5 protein-coding genes are annotated in these 21,585 nt (G+C 62.0%); 3 read left to right on the forward strand and 2 right to left on the reverse strand.

The features are described from left to right. The first annotated feature begins 7 nt into the window (after nt 1–7). Both H351_RS15750 and H351_RS15755 read left to right on the forward strand, forming a co-directional pair. On the forward strand, nt 8–1,264 hold the full coding sequence (locus H351_RS15750) for a hypothetical protein (protein ID WP_029255519.1): 1,257 nt from the start codon (nt 8–10) through the stop codon (nt 1,262–1,264). Nucleotides 1,265–1,338: 74 nt separating this feature from the next. Beyond that, complete coding sequence (locus tag H351_RS15755; RefSeq protein WP_020908019.1) at nt 1,339–1,842, forward strand: GbsR/MarR family transcriptional regulator; 504 nt, start codon at nt 1,339–1,341, stop codon at nt 1,840–1,842. A gap of 36 nt (nt 1,843–1,878) precedes the next feature. Here H351_RS15755 and H351_RS15760 read toward each other — a convergent pair whose 3' ends face one another. Further along, nucleotides 1,879–2,910: an iron-siderophore ABC transporter substrate-binding protein gene (locus tag H351_RS15760; RefSeq protein ID WP_029255518.1), complete on the reverse strand. Its 1,032-nt coding sequence runs from the start codon at nt 2,908–2,910 to the stop codon at nt 1,879–1,881. 182 nt (nt 2,911–3,092) lie between these two features. After that, the gene (locus tag H351_RS15765) at nt 3,093–4,952 is read right to left on the reverse strand and encodes a DUF4012 domain-containing protein (protein WP_029255517.1); all 1,860 of its coding nucleotides are present in this window, start codon (nt 4,950–4,952) and stop codon (nt 3,093–3,095) included. 192 nt (nt 4,953–5,144) lie between these two features. On the opposite strand from H351_RS15765, the gene H351_RS15770 reads away from it, so the two are divergent. Continuing rightward, nucleotides 5,145–21,338, forward strand: coding sequence for a non-ribosomal peptide synthetase (locus H351_RS15770; protein WP_029255516.1), 16,194 nt, complete (start codon nt 5,145–5,147; stop codon nt 21,336–21,338). The last annotated feature ends 247 nt before the right edge of the window (nt 21,339–21,585 follow it).

Consider the following 21,585-nt stretch of genomic DNA (forward strand, 5'->3'; position numbering starts at 1 on the left):
TCGAGAAATGTCTGGGCGCACCGCACACGAGTCGAACCGTCGCCGCGAACAATGGACCTGGCGCGACGGGCTGGTGATCGTCTCGATCGTCGCATTGGGAACTGTTGTCGCAGCGGTGACGAACGAGGGCACGGGCACGTCGATTCCCGGCTGCGAGTCGGTGGAATCGCCAGGTCCGCCGGTGCGCATCAACTACGGTTTTACCGGTGAGCCCGGTTATGACGACCCGGACTATCCATGGTTCTCGGGACCGAAGGCCACCGCCATGAGCGACGCACTACTCGAATCGTTGCCTTCCGATGTCGACGTTGCATTTGCGAGTCCATCGAAATCGCTCGAGTTCGCGCCGATCCAGAATTACCGTGGCGTTTCGTTTCCCGACGGGGTCGACCCGATCGAGTTCAGCGGTTCGACGTCGGCGAAGGGAACCTTGACTCGCGTCGGGCGGACTGCGGATATCTCGGTTCAGGTTCGTGCATGGGATCAGCCGGTGCCACTGTGCCTGGAGGGGCTGGTGGATCGGCGGGAGTATCTCGCGAACGGAACGGTACTCGACATCGCAGATTTCGAGGACCGAGCAGATTTCGAAGACAAAGACGGTTCGGCAGTCGGGGGCGAGCGCGGTGTAGTCGCGTATCTCGGTGACGGATCCAGAGTTGTTGCGAGCATCGACACGTCGACCGGCACTTCGACGGATACTGGTCCGCTTTTGACGATGGACGAACTGATCGCGGTCGCGACAGCGCCCGGGCTCGCTGTGACACAGCCGGTCCCAGACTCGACGCCGCCGCCGATGGCATCCTGCTACACCGATTCCGTGAATGCCGGTCCACCTGCGACGCGCATGGATATCGACCGACTGAATCAGTTGCTCGATGCACGTTGGAAGGATCTCGGCGCAGAAGAGGTCACTTTGGAACGCCCGCTCGGTTCGCTGGTTCCGGATGACTACGGACGGGGAGGGGCGTGCGAACGAATCGTCGTCTCGACATCGGACGGCCGCGGTGATGTCGAAATATCGATTGGTACGGCCGTCCCGGAACCAGGCGCGATCCTGACGTTGCCCAACGCCACCACGGTGACTCGCCTGGTCGATCCCGATGGCTCGGGCGATGATACGGTCCGGGTTGTTCACCCCTCCGGCGAAACAGTAGTGGTGACCCAGTTCGTGACATCGGCTGGCTCCACATCGGCGTCGCCTTTGACGATCGAACAGCTCGAGTTCATCGCAACCACTCCAGGGCTGATGATTTCGGCTCGGTGACGGTGGTGCTGGCACAATAGTGACGAATCGTTCGTACCCAGTTTGTTCGTATCCAGACCTCGGAGGCTCAACGAATGGGCGATGCCAGCCCTGCTCGCGGTGACGACTTCTCCACGTGGTTCATCGACCAGTTCTCCGTGTACTGGCAGTCCGGTGGTGGAGCTCGCATCGAGGGACGCATTGCGGGCTATTTGTTGATCAGCGAGTCGCCAGGGGTCAGTGCCGAAGAGTTGGCGCAGGCACTGGGCGCCAGTCGCGGATCGGTGTCCACTTACATTCGCCGGTTGATCGACCGGGGGTTCGTCAAGCTCACGCGCAAGCCTCGGGATCGGACTCACTACTACGTCATGGATTCCGACGTGTGGGGCGGATTCCTCGAAACAGAGCACGTGTATCTCGAGAATCAACGCAAACTCGCGACTGAAGCACTGCAGTACGCAAATCCCAACGGCCCCGCCTACATTCGTGTCCTCAACATGCGCGATTACATGGGGTGGATCATCGACAATCGAATGTTGAGTAGCGAGTGGATGCGATTTAAAGCCCAACGCGACGGCAAGAAGCCCGCATCCGAATAGGACGCGGGCTTCTCGATCGCGCGATGCTGATCTACATCACTTGTTCAGCTTTGCGATTGACTCGTCGATCATCGGCACGTAGCGCTCGAGCGACCAGGGCACGGTCAGCGGGTTGATCATCGAGGAACCGGTGACGAAGGGCTGCTCGGTCGGAGCGATGACAGTTCCCCGAGTCACAGCGGGGATGGCCTGGTAGGCCGGCTGCGCTTCGATCTCGGCCCGATTGGCCGGGTCCGAGTAGAAGGTGAAGAGCAGGTCGGACTTGTCGAGGAGGTTTGCGTTCTCGAGGCCGATGACGGCGGAGTCTGTTCCTTCAGATTCCGTCAAGGTGTAGACGACGGGATCCACCTGCAAGCCGAGTGCGCGGACCATGGCCACGCGCTGCTCTTCGGCGAAGAAGACGCCGAGGGTTCCTGGACCCGTGTTGTAGATGAAGGAGAAGCTGACGTCGGCGTAGTTCGGATGTGCTGCAGTCGATTCCGCGAACTGCGACTTGATCTTGTCGATTTCGGCTGTCGCCTTCTCGGATTCGCCCATGGCTTTGCCGATGACGTTGATTTGCTCTTCCCACGTGATGGTCCACGGGCTTTCGGCGTAGGCGACGGTCGGCGCGAACGCGTTCAGAGAGTCGAACTGCTGCTGGGTGATGCCGGACCAGGGGGCGAGGATCAGGTCGGGCTCGAGAGCGATGATCGCTTCGATGTTGAGGTCGGTGCCGCCGGTGAACTGCTCTGGCAGTTCGCCACCCTGCTTCGTGACCGCTTCGTGCACCCACGGCAGATATCCGGTGTCGTCGCTGCCCCATGCGTACTTTTCGACGCCGACGGGGATCGTGCCGAGCGCGATCACGGTCTCCGCCGACCCCATACCGAGAGTCACGATTCGCTCGGGCTTTTCGGTGATGACGGCGTTTCCGAGCGCACTTTCGATGGTGACGGTTTCGAAGTCGCTGCTGCTCGATTCGGTTGCGGTGTCGTTGTTACTGCATCCGCCGATTACCAGGGCGGCAATGACCAATCCGCTCAGGGCCACAGTTCGGCGAAGTGAGCGCACACGGGCGTATCGCATGGGGAACCTTCCGTTGTCGATGCGCCGAGGAGTGAGACTCCGACGGATCGCAGCCGACGGCCGGTTCCAGGCGCGTCAGGAAGCATAGGCTAGCCTTTGCCAAAGTTTCAAATCTCTTGAAAGTTCACGAGGCGGCAAACGCCGACATGACAGGGGGATCCGTCGGCGTTTGCCGGTCAGGCTCAGCAGGTAGGCACGTCGACCGTGATCTTCGGCTCGTCGACCAGCGGCTGGACAGGGACACGGGCTTCGCCCTCGGCTGTGGGCTCGGTCAGATCGAACTTCAGCTCTACGGTCTGCCCTCGCGGAATGACGGCCCTTGTCATGAATGCCGGGTGGCCCTGTTCGGTTCCGTTGACGGCAAACGAAATCTGCCCGCCCACGGAGACTGCGTCGAGTTTGGCGCCGGTCGTTGCCAGCAGTGTGACTGCAGCCACGTTGGTGCCCTTGGGTAGTCGTCCGGGGTTGTCGACGATCCCGCTGACATATTCGGTCAGGTCGGCGTCGGGCGCGTTGTTTGTCAGTCGAACGGTGACCGTTGTCTTTCGGGTGTCGCCGGTGCACGTCTGGGCTGTGTAGGCGATTTCTCGTGTGAGGTAGTAGTCGAGCTTGTTACCGGCTTGGTTGTTGATCACCACACCGGCGTACGGAGCGGCATCATCGGGAATGGTGTGCCCGAGGACGGTGTCGGCGAGAACCGATTGTTCGTCGGGGTGAGAGCTCCACACGGCGATTCTGCCCTCGCTGACGCCCTTGCCCAGAGCTTCCAGCAGTGCGCTCGGCGACTTGATGTTCCCGGTCATCTTCTCCACGACACGAGCTGCGATTGTCTGCAGATACTGCTTTCGTGCCTTGTTGTCGGAAGGGAAGCGAGCGTACGCAGTCGACTCGGTCAGTTCCACGACGTTGTCGGCGGTGACCGACTCTCCGTCGGGCATCTTGATCGGTCCTACCGCTTCGAGGATGTAACTCAGGGCGATCGGATCGGTCGCTATCGCACCGTCGACCATCTCACCCCCGGACTCCTGTGACCACAGGGACTGCCAGATCTGCGCTGCGTAGGGAAAGTGCGAGCTGAGGTTGCTGTTGCGAGAATCGGTGGTCGGGCGACTGTTTCCGTACAGCTGGTTGAAGTCAGGACCAAGGTCTATCGGTTGATTGTCCAGTGTTAGTTCGGAGTTGGGGGAGAGCGTGTCCACCCGTGCGGCGCCGTTGTCGACTCGGACGATGCCGTATCCACCCAACAGACCGCCGGTTCCTCGGGCTTCGGCATTGGTCTGGAAACCGATGAAGTAATTGCGCGGTCCGTCGGTGCCGAGCATCGCCGGTGCGATGCGCGCCGCGGTGGCGGTGTTCGTCAGGAGGGTAGCCAGTTCGCTTGTCTGCGACTGCAATTCTGCTCTGGCATCGTTAACTCGGCCCAGGTACTTCGATTCGCGAACTTCCTGTGCCTGCGACGACAGCAATTCCGCGGCGATAGCTGTTTCGGCCAATTTCGGTTCCGCTTCGCGTAACGGTGCGAGTGCCAAGCGTCCACCAGGCTGGACCAATTCCGTTGGTGCGAGTGGAGTTCCGACAGTGACAGCGGGACCGAGAACGTCACGCGTGAGTCCCTGAACGACCTCGGTCATCTGACGCGTCGTGTCGAAGGGCGACCCGATGACCGGAATTGCGGCGGCGATGTTCCAGGGGAGTGAATGGGTGTTGTCGTACGCTGCGGATGCATTTCGATCGGCTTCCGCCGCGGTGGACTCTGCGACCCCGGTATCCCCGGCCAGAAGTGCACTCTTCGCCGATTGTGCATGGTCGCGAGATGCTTCAAGGTTGTCTTTCGCCTCGTATGCCGTGTACCCGAGCCAGGCCACGAAACCGCCCACCACCAGTGCCGTTCCCGTGATTGCGAGTGCAGTTCGACGGCCTCCCGGCAGTGTGACCGTCCTCTTCGGTTCGCGCTCCGGGCCCCTCGGTGGGATGGTGTTGGAGCCGCTCGGTTCAGCCCCGGAATCGTCGTCGGACTTTGGTCCCACCGTGTCGTTGTTCATCCGCTGAAGCTCCTGACGTTTGAGTGCGTGAAAGCTGCGTCGACATGTCTAGCAGTGTTGGCCCAGTGGTGAAAACTTAGACGAGACAGTAGGGTTCGGTTCGGCCGTTCGTGGTGTTCGCTCCCATGGATTCACGTGATCAGCCATCGAATGTTCGTGAAAAACAAGGCTGGTGAAATGTGAGGTGACGGGTTGAGTGCTTTTCCGTTGTCTCGGGCTCAGCTCGCGCTGTGGTTTGCGCAGCAACTGAGTCCGTCAACTCCGTTCGTGGTGGCTCAGTACGTGGAGCTACGAGGGCCGGTTGACGTCGACGCTCTGATCGAGGCAACGAACACGGCATGTCATGAATTGGAGTCGCCGTTCGTTCGCCTCGTCGCCACTGATGCCGAGCCGGCGCAAATTGTCGATCACTCGATCGTCGACGATCTCGCATACCTCGACTTACGCAGCGACGACGACCCGGTTCAGCGCGCGAACGAGTGGATGACAGCGGAATACTCACGGCCACTTGACGTGATGTCTGACCGCCTGATCTCGGCGACTTTGCTTCATCTGGCAGACGATCACTATTTCTGGTACTCGCACGCCCATCATCTCGTGCTCGACGGACATGCGGCGATGACACTCACCGCGCGGGTGGCCGAGCGCTATTCGCATCTGGTTCATGGCAAGACGCTGACTCCGTTCGGTGGTGTCGGGGTCCGTGCACTGCACGACCTCGACGTCGACTACCGATCCTCGTCGCGGTATCGATCGGACAAGCAGTACTGGACGGAGATGTCCGAAGGCCTGCCCCGCCCGGTTCGCCTCACCGACGGCGCCGGCCTGACGTCCATGCCGCAGCACATGATGGTGCGGACACTGAATCCAACTCTTGCAAAACATCTTTCGAATGTAGCGACCGAGTGGACTACGTCCGAGGTGGCGGTCCTCGTCGGTGCATTCGCGTCCTATCTCGGTCGCATGACTGATTCCGATGACGTAGTCCTCAGCTTGCCGGTGTCCGGCCGCACCACGGCGACGTCGAAACGTTCAGGTGGGATGCTGTCCAACATCGTGCCTGTTCGTGCGCAACTCGAACGGGATCTGTCGCCACAAGAACTGGTGCGTCAGATCTCGGTTCAGATGACCGGTGCACTACGCCACCAGCGATTCCGCTACGAGGACATGGGCTTCCAGGAGGGTCAGGGCAGATCCCGTGAGGCGGCGGGCCCGGCCGTGAACGTCATGATGTTTCACGAAGCCATTCGGCTCGGCGACGTCGTCGGCGAATTTCACGTCCTCACATCCGGACCCACCGAAGATCTGTTCTTCAGCATTTATCCGTCGATCGCGGGGGAGAACGTTCGCCTGTCCTTCGAAGCCAATCCACGCCTCTACAGCGAACGTGACCTGGCGATGCATCATCGTCAGTTCGTTCGGTTTCTCGAGGGATTCCTCGACTCGGCTACCCGTGCGCTCGGTGACCTCCGCATCCTCTCGACGGACGAAGCGAAGGATCTGGTCCCCGCGCTAGGTCCGCGGACGGACGGATTCGCGACGCTCGATTCGGTCGTCAGAGGCGGCGCAGGGCAGGGGAGCGCCGTCGCGATCCGCGAGCAAGGTGTGGACGTCACTTACGACCAGCTCGGCGCTCGCGCGGATGCACTGTGCGCCTTGCTCGTGGAGAACGGCGTCGGACGAGGTGACGTCGTCGGGATCCTCACCGAGCGCTCGACCGATTCCGTAGTTGCATTTCATGCAGTAGTGCGGGCTGGTGCTGCCCTTCTTTTCGTGGATCCTCAAACACCCTCCGAGCGTGTCGCTTTCATTCTCGACGACGCCGACGTGTCCGTTGTGGTCGGTGGCGAACTCGTGAACGTGCCGGCTTGGGTCTGCGTCGTCGACCCCAGGGAAGACGAGACCGTCGAAGGGCCGGCGAATCGACGCGTGGGGGCGGGTTCATCTATCGCCGACCTGTCTCTGGACGACACCGCCTACGTGGTCTACACGTCGGGGTCGACCGGACGGCCGAAGGGCGTCGCGGTCACGCACCGAGGCATTGCGCCGTTGCTGCGTTCTCACGCCAGGCGACTGAACATCGATAGTTCCTCCCGCGTCGCGCTCCTGGCAGCTACCTCGTTCGACGTGTCGATCCTCGAGATTCTGCTTGCTCACGGCTGCGGCGCGACCGCCGTGATCGTTCCTCCCGGATTGATCGGCGGAGTGGACCTCGAAGACTATCTGCGGCTCGAGGGTGTCACGCACCTGATCTCGACACCATCGGTTCCGCTGACGATGGATCCTCGGAAACTGCCGGATCTTCGAGTGTTGAACGTCGGCGGCGAGCGACCGCCGGTGGCGCTCGTGGATGTGTGGTCGAGTCATGTCGACATCGTGAATTCGTACGGACCCAGTGAAGCGACCGTCGCGGCATTCATGAGCGAGCCACTCGAGCCTGGCGGTGATACTCCGATCGGGCGTCCGATCGACGGCGTTGCCGCTGTGGTGTTGGATTCGTGGTTGCGACCGACTCCGGTCGGCGCCGCGGGCGAGCTGTACGTGATGGGACCAGGACTGGCGCGCGGGTACCTTTCCCCGACGCTGACCTCGGAGCGTTTCGTAGCGGCGCCCTTTGGTGCCACTGGTGCCGGCGAGCGCATGTACCGCACCGGGGACGTCGTGCGATGGAACGATGCCGGTCAGCTCGAGTTCTTGGGCCGCTCTGATCAACAAGTCAAGATCCGTGGAGTACGCGTTGAACTGGGCGAGATCGAGGCTGTGCTCCTGTCGACTCCCGGTGTTGCGCAAGCAGCGGTGGTCGAGCGATCCGGGTCGCTTGCGGCGTACGTGACTGCGGCCGAAGGTGAGGACGGCACTGCTCATCTATTGAGTCAGAAGGCGGTCCGCGAACATCTGGCTTCACTACTTCCACGTTCGATGCTTCCGGGTTCGGTGACGATTCTGGCAGCGTTGCCCGTCACGAGCCATGGAAAGACGGACCGTTCAGCGCTTCCTGAACCGACATGGTCCGCGGTCGCCGAGCAGCACTCGACCGTGCACCGTCCGATCGAGTACGACGAGGAATTGATTGCCTCGGTGATGGCCGAGGTCCTGGGCGTCGGAGTTCTCGGAACGCACTCCGACTTGTTCGCCTGGGGCGGTAGTTCCCTCGACGCCGTGTATGTTGCAGCGCGCGTGAGTTCTGCACTCGGTAGACGAGTTGGTGTCAGGGACGTGTTCGGCGCCCCGACTCCGGCGCGTCTGGCCCAGAAGATTCGTGAGGACCGGGCGGAATGGGTGGTGGAGCCCGAGCGCATTTCGGACGAGGTCACCGTCGAAATCGCTCCGGCGCAACAACGTCTATGGCTGCTCAACCGTCGCGATCCCCAGTCGTCGGCGTACAACATCGCGTTCGAGGTCGCGTTCAGTGGTGCACTGGATACAGAGGCGATGAGGGCGGCGGTAGCCGACCTGACCGATCGCCATCTCGTCTTGCGTACCGTGTTCTCGTTCGAACAGAATCACGACACGTGGCCGATCCAAGTTGCGACCGCGACTCCGGTGACTCTGATCGAGGTTCCGTCCGAGGAATACGATACTGCGTCAGCGGAATTGGTTGCGGCAGGTTTCGACCTGGAGACCGATGCACCGCTTCGTTTGATCCTCACCTCCGGCAGCGATGCCGACCACCGCTTGACCGTGGTTGCGCATCACATAGCCTTGGACGGCCTTTCGTTCGCCACGATCGTTTCTGACCTGATCTCCGCGTACGACGCTCGCGCCGACGGGCGGTCGCCGATCTGGCCTTCGCCCGCGCTCGACTACCGTGACTATTCCGCTTGGCACAGAACCGTTCTCGGTGATCCTGCGGATCCACAGAGCTTGGCAGGTCGCCAGCTGGAATTCTGGTCCGACGCACTCGCCGGCGTTGATCCGGCTCTTGCGCTTCCCGTGGACAGATCCCGCCGGCCGGACCTAGCGTCGTCGGCTCGGGACGTGACTTTCGAATTGCCCTCGCCCGTCCACGCGGCGCTCAACGAGATCGCTCGAGCGCATCACTGCACAACCTTCATGGTGTTGCACGCCTGCCTTGCGATTGCGCTGAGCAAGATCACCGGTGCGTCCGATGTGGTCATCGGAACCCCGACGTCCGGCCGAACACACCCTTCGTTCGACGGCGCCGTCGGTATGTTCGTCGGGACCGTGGCGCTGCGAACGCTCCTTCGCGGCGGAGACACCTTCGGTGAGTTCTTGAGTCGGGTACGCGAGGCTGACGTGGCAGCTTTGTCCAATGCCGACGTCCCGTTCGACTGGGTGGTCGACCGCGCGGTCGGTGGGGCCGCAGGCGACAAGAATTCCTTCCTCAGAGTGGTTCTCGCTGTCGATCCCGTAGCACCGGATTCCGAGATCGCGGTGGGAACTTTGACGGCCCACGGCACTCCGCTACCTCCCGCGCACCCTCGCTTCGACCTCGAAGTGACTGTGCGCGAAGATCGTACGATTGACGGCGACGCGAGCGGTATTCGCGGCACTTTCCGATATGCCGCCGATCTGTTCGATGCGGGCACCGTGCAGAGCTGGGTCGAGCGACTGCGTCGAGTATGTGACTCGATTACCGAGAACTCGTCAATCATGCTGCGCGACATCGATGTTCTCAGCGTTGCGGAGCGCGAAGAATTGCTGGCTTGGGTGCCGGGGCCTTCGATTGTCGCGCAGTCGCTGCCCGACCTCTTCGGGGCCGTCGCAGCCCGGCATCCGAATGCAATCGCGGTGTCGAGTGGCGATACTCGCGTCACCTATGAAGAGGTGCGAGTTCGTTCGGAGGGCCTTGCCGCCGTATTGATCGATCGAGGAATTGGAGTCGGGGATCGCGTGGCGGTCGCCCTGCCTCGATCGGTCGACCTCGTCGTAGCCATCATCGCCGTCGTTCGCGCGGGCGCTGCGTACGTCCCGATCGACTTGCAGTATCCCGACGCTCGCATCCACTACGTACTTGCCGATGCAGGCCCGAAAGCGATTGTGTCGACGGACGAATCAGCTGGGCGGTTCGTTGGGTCCGAGCAAGCTGTCGTCCTCGTCAACGAGACGACTGAAGCGACGGCCGGTTGGCCTGTTCCACAGTCGGAGGCCGCCGCCTACGTGATCTACACGTCCGGATCGACCGGAGCGCCCAAAGGTGTGGTGGTGACTCACGACAACGTGTTGGCTCTGCTGGCCTCGACTCGCGAGATCTTCGACTTCGGCGACGAAGACGTGTGGTCGATGTTTCATTCGCACTCATTCGACTTCTCGGTCTGGGAGATGTGGGGTGCGTTGACCACTGGCGGATCCCTGGTGATCGTAGACGGTGACGTCGCGCGCTCTCCCGAAAGATTCGCGGATCTGATTGTGCGGGAGAAAGTCACCGTTCTGAATCAGACCCCGGCCGCCTTCTATGCGTTGGCGGAAGTTACGCCGGAAATGCTGCTTCCGCTCCGGACGATTGTTTTCGGCGGCGATCGCCTCGACGTCGGGCGCGTGCAGGGTTGGTTCGATCGGCACCCGGACGTGCGGGGTGTCAATATGTTCGGAATCACCGAAACCACGGTCCATGTAACCAATTTCGATCTCATCTCCGGTAACGAGACTGTCTCGCCGATCGGGTCCCCACTACCAGGGTTTCGCAGCTACGTGCTCGACGCGTCGTTGAAGCCCGTCCCGCCGGGATCTGTCGGCGAACTGTACGTTGCCGGTCCGCAGGTGGCCGAAGGCTACTTGGGTCAACCAGGGATGACGTCTTCCCGATTTGTGTCTGAACCCGGATTCGAAGGATCGCGGATGTACCGCAGCGGCGATCTGGTCCGTCGGCGAGCCGGTCGACTCGAATATGTTCGCCGCGCCGACGGTCAGATGGCCCTGCGCGGTTACCGCGTCGAACCGGGCGAGGTCGAATCCGCGCTGTTGGCTCACACGTCGGTGGAGCAGGCCACGGTGGTGGTGAGAGAACTCGACAGTGGGCCGACTTTGGTCGGTTACATCACCCCTGAGAACGGACACGACCTCGACGGTGTGTTGCGGACTGCTCGTTCGTTGTTGCCCGCACATATGGTCCCGTCGGCTTTGATGCCGCTTGCGTCATTGCCGGTCACGATCAACGGCAAGATCGACCGAGCATCACTGCCGGACCCGACGTCGCAAGTGCAGCCGTCTCGGCAGTCGCGAGACTTCTTCGCTCAGACAGTTGCAGCCATTCTGAGCGATTTGATGGAAGTTCCGCATATAGATCCGGTCCGGAATCTCTTCGATCAAGGGGCCAATTCCTTGATCGCCACTCGTCTTTCGTCGCGCCTGAACTCCGCTTTGGGCTGCAACCTCGACGTCCGCGATGTGTTCGAGCACCCATTCGTCGATCAGCTCGCCGGCATCGCTGCTGCCCGAATCGGCGCGGGGCAAGCGTCTCCGTTGTCTTTGGTACCTCGTCTGACTTTGGTACCGCGCCCAGGCACTGCGGAGGTGCAGCTGTCGGCTTCCCAACACCGAATGTGGATTCTGAATCAGTTGGATACAGAATCCTCCGGCTACAACATTCCGATCGTGTTGCGCCTGACGGGTGAATTGGACGTAGCTGCAGCCGGACTGGCAATTCACGACCTGATCGACCGTCATCGCACTCTGCGGACCGTATATCCGGTTGTCGGCGAGCGTCCGGTTCAGACGGTGCTCGTCGCCGAGGATGCGCTTCCGCTGTTTCAACTCGAGGCACTCGCCGGCGACGACACCGAGAATCGTGTTGCAGAACTGGTGGGTTCGGGCTTCGATGTCACCGTGGATCCGCCCGTACGTGCGGCACTTCTCCAGCTTTCGCCTGACGAGTTCATCCTGGCTGTTGTTATCCATCACATTGCCGCCGATGCTCGATCGCTCGAGTTGTTGGTACGTGACTTCACGGCGGCGTACATCGCTCGCTCGGCCCAGCAAGCTCCGACGTGGTCGCCGCTCGCGCTCGAATACTCCGATTACAGCGCATGGCAACGGGAATCGGGGATTCCCGAGACGGTATCCAGCTACTGGAAGCAGGCTCTCGAAGGCCTTCCCGAGCAGGTGACGCTACCCCTGGACCGTCCGCGTTCGACGTCCGCCCGCGCGTCGAGCTGCCGGGTAGAGATCTGGGGTTCGGTACGGACGGGCCTTCAAGCACTCGCACGATCGAACAACGGAACCATGTTCATGGTTGTCCACGCTGCACTCGCGGCGCTGCTGGCGAGGTACAACGGCAGCAATGACGTAGCTGTCGGCACTGTTGTGTCCGGACGCGTCACACCCGAACTCGACGAGCTGGTCGGCATGTTTGCCGGCACGATTGTTCTTCGGACCGAAGTCGATCCGTCGAAGTCGTTCGGCCGGTTGGTCGAGCAGGTTCGTCAGCGAGACGTAGCGGCGTTCGCACACGCAGAGATGCCTTTCGAATCGCTGGTTGATCTGATCGACCCACCGCGATCGCGTTCGCGACATCCGTTCTTCCAGGTGGCGCTCTCGTTCCAGACAACTCATTCCGCCGCGTGGTCTATACCGGGGTTGTCCGTCACTCAGATCTCGCCCGATGTCAGGCAAGCAAATTTCGATCTGCAGCTCAACGTCACGGACGAGGGGATCGGGGGCGGTCTCGGTCTCGAATTCGTGTACAACGCTGATCTATTCGATGATCTGACGGTATCGAGCTTTGCGGGTCGGTTCGAGCACCTCCTGAATCAAGTGTCTGTCGACCCCAATGTCGCGGTAGGGCGAATCGACCTGTTGACGAGTGCGGAGCGAGCTCTTCTCGTCCCCGCACACGGCGCGGTCGACCGGCCCGATGCATCTCGGTGTTCCGGTACGACGCTTGCCTCGATGCTGCGATACGGCGTCGAATTCGCTCCGGATGCCGTGGCGGTCGAAGCTGAGGGCAACACACTCACTTACCGAGACCTCGATGCGCAGTCGGACGTCGCAGCCGACGAGTTGCGCTCCGGGGGAGTCGGAGTGGACCACGTCGTTGCCTGGACTGCCGATCGGACCATAGCGTCGATCGTGCGATTGTGGGCGATCGCGAAGGTCGGTGCGGCTCCGGCATTGGTGGACCCGGAACAGCCGCAGGCGCGAGTACGCGATGTCCTCGAAGCGCTGGGCGACGGCGCGGTCTGCGGCCTCGACGCCGGTGGTGAGCAGGACGCAGACCGGGCCCGACGTCATTCCGAGAACCTTGCGGCCTACGTAGTTTTCACGTCAGGAACGACTGGAACCCCGAAGGCCGTGGTGGTGACCAACGGCGGGCTCGGTGTGATCGCCCAGGACCTGCCCGGTCGATTCTCGGCTGGTCCAGGTTCGCGCGTATTCCATCGCGGAGCGCCAGGGTTCGACATGACGTTGCTCGAGGTGCTCATCGCGAGTGCGTCCGGGGCGACGCTCGTTCTGGCGAAGGACGACCAACTGTTCGGCTCGGGACTTGCATCAGCACTGAGGCGCGAGCGAATTACTCATCTGTGCGCCACACCTACTGTCGTCGCCTCGATCGGCGATCCGTCGCTGCCGGACCTTGCAACGGTGATGTTCGGGGGCGAGCGACTCGGCGGTGCGTTGGCGAAGCGCTGGCAAGCCGGACGCAGAGTGATCAACGGATACGGACCTGCCGAGTCCGCGATGTATTCGCTTGCTACCGAACCACTGTCGATCGAACACCTGTCAGCTGACACTCACGACGGATCCGTCGGGTATCCACTGGCCGGGGTCGACGCCGTCGTGCTCGATGATCGACTCGAACCGGTGCCGCCGGGAGTCGCAGGCGAACTGTATCTCTCCGGTCGAATGCTCGCGCGCGGTTACGCCGGCCAACCGGCCCGAACCGCGGAACGATTCGTGGCAACCAGTTCAGGAGCCCGGATGTACCGGACCGGCGATCTGGTGATGTGGAAGCCGGAAAGCCCCAAATCCGAAGGCAATACGTATCGCCTGCATTATCTCGGCCGAACCGACGTGCAGGTGAAGGTCAACGGCGTCCGGATCGAACCGGGTGAGATCGAGGCAGTCATTCAGTCTGTCGCGAACGTCGATTTCTGCGTCGCCGGGGTTCGGTCGGCCCAGGGTGGAAGTCCTCTGTTGGTCGCCTACGTGCGAAGCTCGGATGCCGAACGAGTTGACACGGGTCAACTTCGCGCCGCTGTCGCAGAAGTCCTTCCGACGTACATGGTTCCGCATGTCATCGTCGAAATCGAGGGCGCGCTTCCGATGCGGAACGGCAAGGTCGACTTCGCCCGTCTCCCGGCGCCGACACTGGATGCTTCCCGTGCACAGGGGCCGGCCACCGCCACAGAACGCCTTGTTGCCGAAGCTTTTACTTCGGTGCTCGGCGGGAATGAGGACGACCGCGACGCAGACTTCTTCTCGCTCGGCGGCAACTCGCTGTCGGCCGCGGAGGTTACCTCGCTCTTGAGTAGTTCCCTTGGGCTGGTTGTTCCGCTCCGGACCGTATTCGAGCATCCAACAGTTGCGGCGTTGGCGGCCCGGATCGATTCGCTCGAGCAGAGTGGCCCGGCGACCGATGTTGTCCGACTGGAACCGCGGCGCGACCCCACGCCCGCACCTCTGTCACGGAACCAGCGTGCGATGTGGGTACTGAACCAGCGGAACACGTCGAGCGGTGCGTACAACCTGCCGATCTGCATCGAGATCGACGGTGAACTCGACGTGCCCGCGCTGCGTCACGCAGCGACGGATCTTGTCGGCCGTCATGACGTCCTCAGAACCCGGTATCCGGGCACTCCACCGGTTCAGGTCGTGGATCCTCCGACCCCCCTGACAATGGAAACGCGACTGGTCGCCGACATCGAGGTCGAGGTGCTGCTGCGAGAGTTCGGCTCGCGCGGTTTCGATGTAGCGGCAGACCTGCCGGTGCGCTGGATGCTGCTCCAGGTGTCACCGGTCAGGCACATTCTGGCAGTGAGCTTTCATCACATCGCAGTCGACGGGGTGTCGATGCGAACGGTGGTCGGCGACCTGCTGACCGCTTACGGCAAGCGACGAGCTGGACTGGATCCGCAATGGTCTCCGCTGCCGATCCAGTACGGGGATTTTGCCGCGTGGGAGGCACCACGTGACGTTTCCCCTGTCGTCGAGGAGTTCTGGCGCCGAACGCTGGACGGTGTGACATCTGTGTCGCCGCTGACGGTGGATCACTCTGATGGCGGGCCGGATTCCGTAGCGCAGCGAGTGAACTTCGTGATTCCAGCCGTCATCACCTCGGCACTGCAGGCGCGAGCCGATCGATTGAAGGTCTCGCTGTTTGCGGTGGTTCATGCGGCGTTGTCCGTGGTGCTTGCCAAGCTGAGTGGAAATCCCGATGTCGTGATCGCGACAGCTGTCGACGGACGGCGTACGCCTGAGCTCGACGGCGTGGTCGGCATGTTCGTGGATACGGTGCCTCTTCGCCTTCGGATCGACGGGGACGTGCCGGTCGACCTTCTGTTGGGTGCAGCTTTCGATGCGGATGTGGCAGCATTCGAAAACAGCTCTGTTCCTGCCGAATTGGTTGGTGAGCTGCTCGGCGGACGAACTCCCCAGATTGCGCTGGGTCTGCAGAACTTCGCGATCCCTGCCGTGGAGGTGGCCGGTCTCACGATTGAGGCTCGCGAAATCGAGACCGCGACAACGAAGTTCCCCATGCACGTCTCGCTCGCACCCGCTGTCGACGGATCATTGACCGGAGCGCTCATCTATGCCGCGAGCGCGTTCGATCCTTCGAGCGCCGACGCGGTTGCTCGACAACTGTCGAGAGTGCTCACCTCGATGGCCGAGGATGTGCCAGTACTCGTTTCGGATCTCGCGGTGGGCGCGGCGCCCAGTTGGACTGCTGTCGAGGTCGATTCGTCCCGGACGCTGACCCAGATTTTCGCCGCCACAGCGGCGCGATTCCCTGACAACATTGCTCTCGACGACGGGCAGCGCACGGTGACGTATGCCGAACTCGACTCTGCCTCGGATGCCCAAGCCTGGGAACTGGTGGCTCGGGGCGCAGGACCGGGTGCCGTGTACGAGATTCCGGCGGTACGGACTATCGCGTACCTGGTCCGAATGTTGGCGATCTCGAAAACGGGCGCGGCATTCGTGCCGATCGACCCCGACCTGCCGCCGGCACGGCTGAAGCAACTGCGCACAGTGCTCTCCGACCGCAGCCCCGTTCCCGGTCGGCAGTATCCGGATTCAGTCGCGTACGTCGTTCACACGTCCGGGTCGACTGGTGAACCGAAAGGCGTTGCAGTCACCCACCGAGGTCTGGGCCTTCTTACCGACGACGCAATCCGGAAGTACGGCGTGACTTCGGACTCGGTTGTGCTGCACGGTTACAAACCGACGTTCGATGCGGCGATTCTCGAGATGATGTTGGCGATCGGTGCCGGGGCTACCTTGGCGGTCGCTCCTCGGGAGGCTTTCGGCGGAAGGGCACTCGAAGAATTCGTCGCAGAACGCGGCGTCACTCACATGTTGTCCACTCCGGCCGTACTCGACACCATGGCTCCGGAGCGGTTCGACTCGTTGGAGGTGGTGGCAGTCGGTGGCGATGTGCTCTCACCTTCCACCGCGCGTGCATGGAGTCGCCGCGCGCGAATGCTCAACGCATACGGACCGACGGAATGCACGGTGGTCACGACCGTCGCCGAGGTGGATCATCGGGTCACCATCGGAGTTCCGCTCGCCGGAATCGGTGCAGAGGTACTGGATACGCGACTGCGTCCGGTGCCGTGGGCCGGGATCGGTGAGTTGTACGTCAGCGGGCCCGGGCTTGCGATGGGCTATGCCGGAGATCCCGCCGGCACCGCCAGCTCGTTCGTCGCAGCACCAGGTGGACGCCGCCGTTATCGGACCGGTGATCTGGTTCACCGCCGCACCGATGACACGCTCGGATTCGTCGGACGCTCCGACCGTCAGATGAGCGTGCGAGGAATCCGCGTCGAGCCCGCCGAAATCGAATCAGCTCTGCGGCGGTGCACGGGCGTCGAGGCTGCGGCGGTTGTCCTCGTCGACGAGATCGCCGTTGCGTGCGCGGTTGGCGATGGTGTGGAGGCGGATCAGCTGACAATCGAGTTGGCCGCGATGTTGCCTGCGTATCTGATGCCCGGCCGCGTGGTCGTGTTGGAGTCGATCCCGCTGACGACAAACGGAAAACTGGACGCAGATGCGTTGCGGCGCCATGTGTTCGAGAGCCAGGCGCCCGATGCAGCAGTGACGGTTTCGGAGGAACTCGTCACCGCTGTCATGTCGGAACACGTGTCCGGAAGTTTCGGCGCTCTGCACGACCTGTTCGAATCAGGTGGTGATTCGTTGGCCGCGGCAGCGGTGGCAGGTCGACTCGCCTCGATCTTCGCGCGGGACGTGCCTGTTCGCGCCGTCTTCGACAATCCGTCGCCGCGAGCGATGTCTCAGTGGCTGTCGGCGAGCGCGTCCGATGGCAAGCGCCGCGAACTGACTCGACGTGATTCCGGTATGCCGGCGCCGCTGGCGCCCTCGCAACAACGACTTTGGCTGATCAATCAGCTTCAGCCGGAATCGACTGCGTACAACCTGACCTTTGCAGCGGTCCTGGCAGACGACATCGATCGTTCGGTTTTGAGCAGCGCCCTCGGTGACGTCGTCGATCACCATGCCGTGTTGCGAACTGTGTTTGTTCCGGGTGAACTCGGTCCACAACAGGTTGAAAGAGACTCTGTTGCAGTCGATCTCACCGCTGAGTGCGTCGACGATATCCGTGCGAGCGCTTCGGCCTTCGCGACTGTGCCGTTCGATCTCGAACGAGATGTTCCGTTCCGTGTGCGTGTGTTCAGCGAAAATGCAGGAGCCGATTCTGCAGGATTGACTGTCCTGGTACTGGTTGTTCACCACATCGCAATCGACGGTGCGTCGATGGGCCCGATCCTTGCCGATTTCGCGGCAGCCTTCGAGGCGAGGGTGCGCGGAAGGGAATGGGATCGCTCCGCCGGCGGGATCAGCTACGGCGACTACAGTCTCTGGGCGAGAGAGAGCTTGGGCGATCCGGAGGATCTTCTGAGCGTGGCGCATCGGCAACTCGACTACTGGTCGAACGCACTTGGTGGCGTCGAGGATGTGTTGGCTCTACCCGTCGACAACCCCCGGAGTCCGGTGTCTTCACGATCCGACGAGATGGTGACGGAAGTCCTCGATGGTGCCACCTATGACGCGTTGTCGGCGTTGGCTCGTTCGCATGGCGTTACGGTATTCATGGTTGTCCACAGCGTGATTGCCGTGCTGCTCGCTCGCGAGTGCGTCACGGACGACGTCGTGGTGGGAGCAGCTGTGAGTCTGCGGAACGATCCGGCGCTGCTGAGCGTGGCCGGCATGATGGTGGGTACTGTCGCATTGCGCACGAGGATCAACTCCTCCGACCGCTTCGCTGCTGTCCTGGACGAGGTTCGCCGTGTCGATCTGGAGGCAATGGCGAACGCGGACGTCTCGTTCGACGATGTAGTTGCGAAGGTCGATCCGCCGCGCAGGATGAACGAGCATCCCCTGTTCACGGTCATGCTGGCATATCGGCGAGCGCTCGACGTGCCGCAGATCGACGGCATCACCGTCTTCGACATCGACAAGACAGGGTCGTCGACCGGTTACGACTTGACGTGGGACCTGGTCGACACCGGTGACAGTCTGACGATTCGATTGCTGTATGCCACAGACAGATTCCGCGCGTCGACGGCGGAACTGTTCATGCAGCGGGTGACACGTATCGCCGAAGCAGTGACAGGTGAACCCGAGATCGTGGTCGGGGAGATCGAATTGCTGTCCGGTCTCGAACGCTCGGCGCTGACGGCTGCGAATCCTCGACACGTCGAACCGCTGACGATTGCGGACATTTTCGAACGCGCGCTGCGGCAGGCACCCGACGGCATCGCGCTGGAATTGAACGGCAGGCGCTGGACCTATCGCGACCTGCACGAGGAGTCGTCGCACTGGACTCGCGAGTTGGTGGTCCGAGGAATCGGACCCGATGACGTGGTGGCCGTTGCGCTCGGTCGCGGGCATCTGTGGATCGTTGCGCTGTGGGCGGTAGCGCGGGCAGGCGCAGCGTGGCTGTCGCTCGATCCGGCGCTGCCGACAGCGCGCCGACAGACGATGGTCGAGGAGTGCGGTTCGGTTGTCGGTTTGACAGCGCGAGGTGCATCCGAGAGTTTGCCGGACTCCGTCGAGTGGGTGGCGATGGATGAATCCTGCACTGCTGGTGGGGCTGTCGAGGTATCGGCAACGCCGGCTCATCCCGACAACCTCGCCTACGTCATCTACACGTCGGGTTCCACGGGAAGACCCAAGGGTGTCGAGGTTTCACACCGCGGCATCATGAACGTCTACACCGCGCACGCCGAGATCGCCGAGCTCGATCGTGGCCCCCGAGTCCTGCAATTGGCGTCGTCGACCTTCGACGCGTCGGTGATCGAGATTCTTCTGGCGGCGGCAGGGTGTGGAACGTTGATTCTGGCTCCTGACTTCGTCTACGGGGGAGAGGAACTCACGAATCTGCTGATCGCTGCCGACGTCACACGTCTGATCGTGACGCCAACGGTCCTGGCCACAGTCGATCCGGATGCAGTGCAACCGTTGATCGTCGAATCGATGGGGGAGCCGCTCTCTGCCCGCCTTGCGTCGGCGTGGTCACCCCGACATCGCATCGTCAACGGATACGGACCGACCGAATCAACGATCGCGGCATCGATTTCCGCGCGGATCACTGACGGGGACGTCACCGTCGGCACCCCGGTACCTGGCACGACGGCGTTTGTTCTCGATCAGAGGCTCCGACCGGTTCCGGATGGCGTTGCGGGAGAACTATTCCTCGCCGGCGAGAATGTGGCACGGGGGTACGTCGCCTCTCCGGGTCTGACTTCCGAGCGTTTTGTTGCCAATCCTTATGCGGTGGGGACTCGGATGTATCGCACGGGTGACCTCGTGCGTCGTAGGCGTCACGACCGAGCGCTCGAGTACCTGGGGCGCAACGACGCACAGGTGAAGGTGCGGGGTGTCCGCGTGGAACCGGCGGAGGTCGACGTGGCTCTGTCAAGCCATGGAGCAGTGACCTTCTCGGTTACCGTCGTCTCTGACGACGGGCACGGATCCGCTGAACTCCGGTCGTACGTAACGCTGGCGGAAAACGGTTCGGTGACGGAATCGGAGCTTCGCGGGTTTGTCTCCGGCCTGCTGCCGAAGCACCTGCTGCCTTCGTCGGTGACGGTGGTGGGAGTGGTCCCGCTGCTCGCTTCGGGGAAGATAGACGTAGCGGCACTTCCTGCTCCTTCGCCGCAGGTAGGGTCGAGTGTGGATCGACCCGTCTCGGATACCGAACGTCAAGTGGCACAGGCATTCGAGGGCGTGACCGGCGCGAAATCGGTGGGCCGCTACGACGACTTCTTCGAGCTCGGCGGGACATCCATGGGTGCAGTTCGAGTGGCTTCGCGCTTGCGTGAGACCCTGAACAGGGATTTCCCGGTTCAATGGATTTTCACCGATCGAACTGTGGCGGAGCTTGCCTCTCGGATGGATCTCGTTCATGCCGACGTCGTGGAGGGTGATTCGTTCCATTCGGATCCGCTGGACACGATCGTCATGTTGGGCGGCAATCCTGATGACCTAAGGCCGCCGTTGTTCTGTGTGCATCCGGTCAGCGGAATTGCCTGGTGCTACGTCGGACTCGTCGGTCAGCTCGAAGGTCGACGGGTATACGGCATCCAGGCAACGGGTGCAGGTGAGCTACCCGGCACGGTGGCGGAGTTGGCGTCGGGGTATGTCGATGCCGTACGGAATGTGCAGCCGTCGGGTGAATACCATCTACTGGGTTGGTCTGCCGGTGGAACGATCGCGCTCGAGATGGCGAGCCAACTCGAAGAGACGGGCGATCTGGTCGGTTCGGTTGTCATGCTCGACGCGCTGTTGCCGGAGATGATGCCATCGGTACAAGCGGCTCCGAAACCTTCCGAACTGTTTGCACAGATCGGACTAGCTGAGGTTGAAACTGAAACTGCAGCATTGACTTTCGTAGACGTTGCGGCAGAGATCCGAAGGCAGACCGGTATGGATTTCCTTTCCGATACGGTTCTCGAATCCGTAGTGGGGCGGGTTGAAAAACTGTCGCGAATCGTTCGGGACCACACGCCGCGGCGCTATTTCGGCTCAGTGGAATTGTTTGTGGCGCAGCATGATCTGCCTGAACATCGTCACCTGGTCGAAAAATGGTCCCAACTGGTGGGGCCGCTGCGGCCGTACCTGGTCGACTGCTCTCACGCGGAAATGTCGAGCATGGAGGCTTTGGCGAGTGTTGCGAAAGTCCTCGTCGACAATCCTGAAGGCGTCGAATCCGAAGCGGGGGAGAGCAATCATGCTGGGGTGCAGTAGATCTGCGGTGCCGGGACTTTGGTCCGGAGTTGGCACCCCCGGGGTCCCCATGCTTCCGTTCCACAAGTAGAACCCGTAGCATTTTCCTTGTGGCAGTTAGCCATTCAGAAACTATCTCCGGAGGATCGTATGTTGGGTTCCCTTTTTTCCATCAGCTCTGAAATCGGTGTCCCGTCCGTTGATGCGCTCTTCGAGGCTGCTCGGACCATCATCGGCGCGATCTTCGGCCTGAGCTGACACGTCGCAG

Source organism: Rhodococcus erythropolis R138 (assembly GCF_000696675.2).
GTDB lineage: Bacteria > Actinomycetota > Actinomycetes > Mycobacteriales > Mycobacteriaceae > Rhodococcus_F > Rhodococcus_F erythropolis.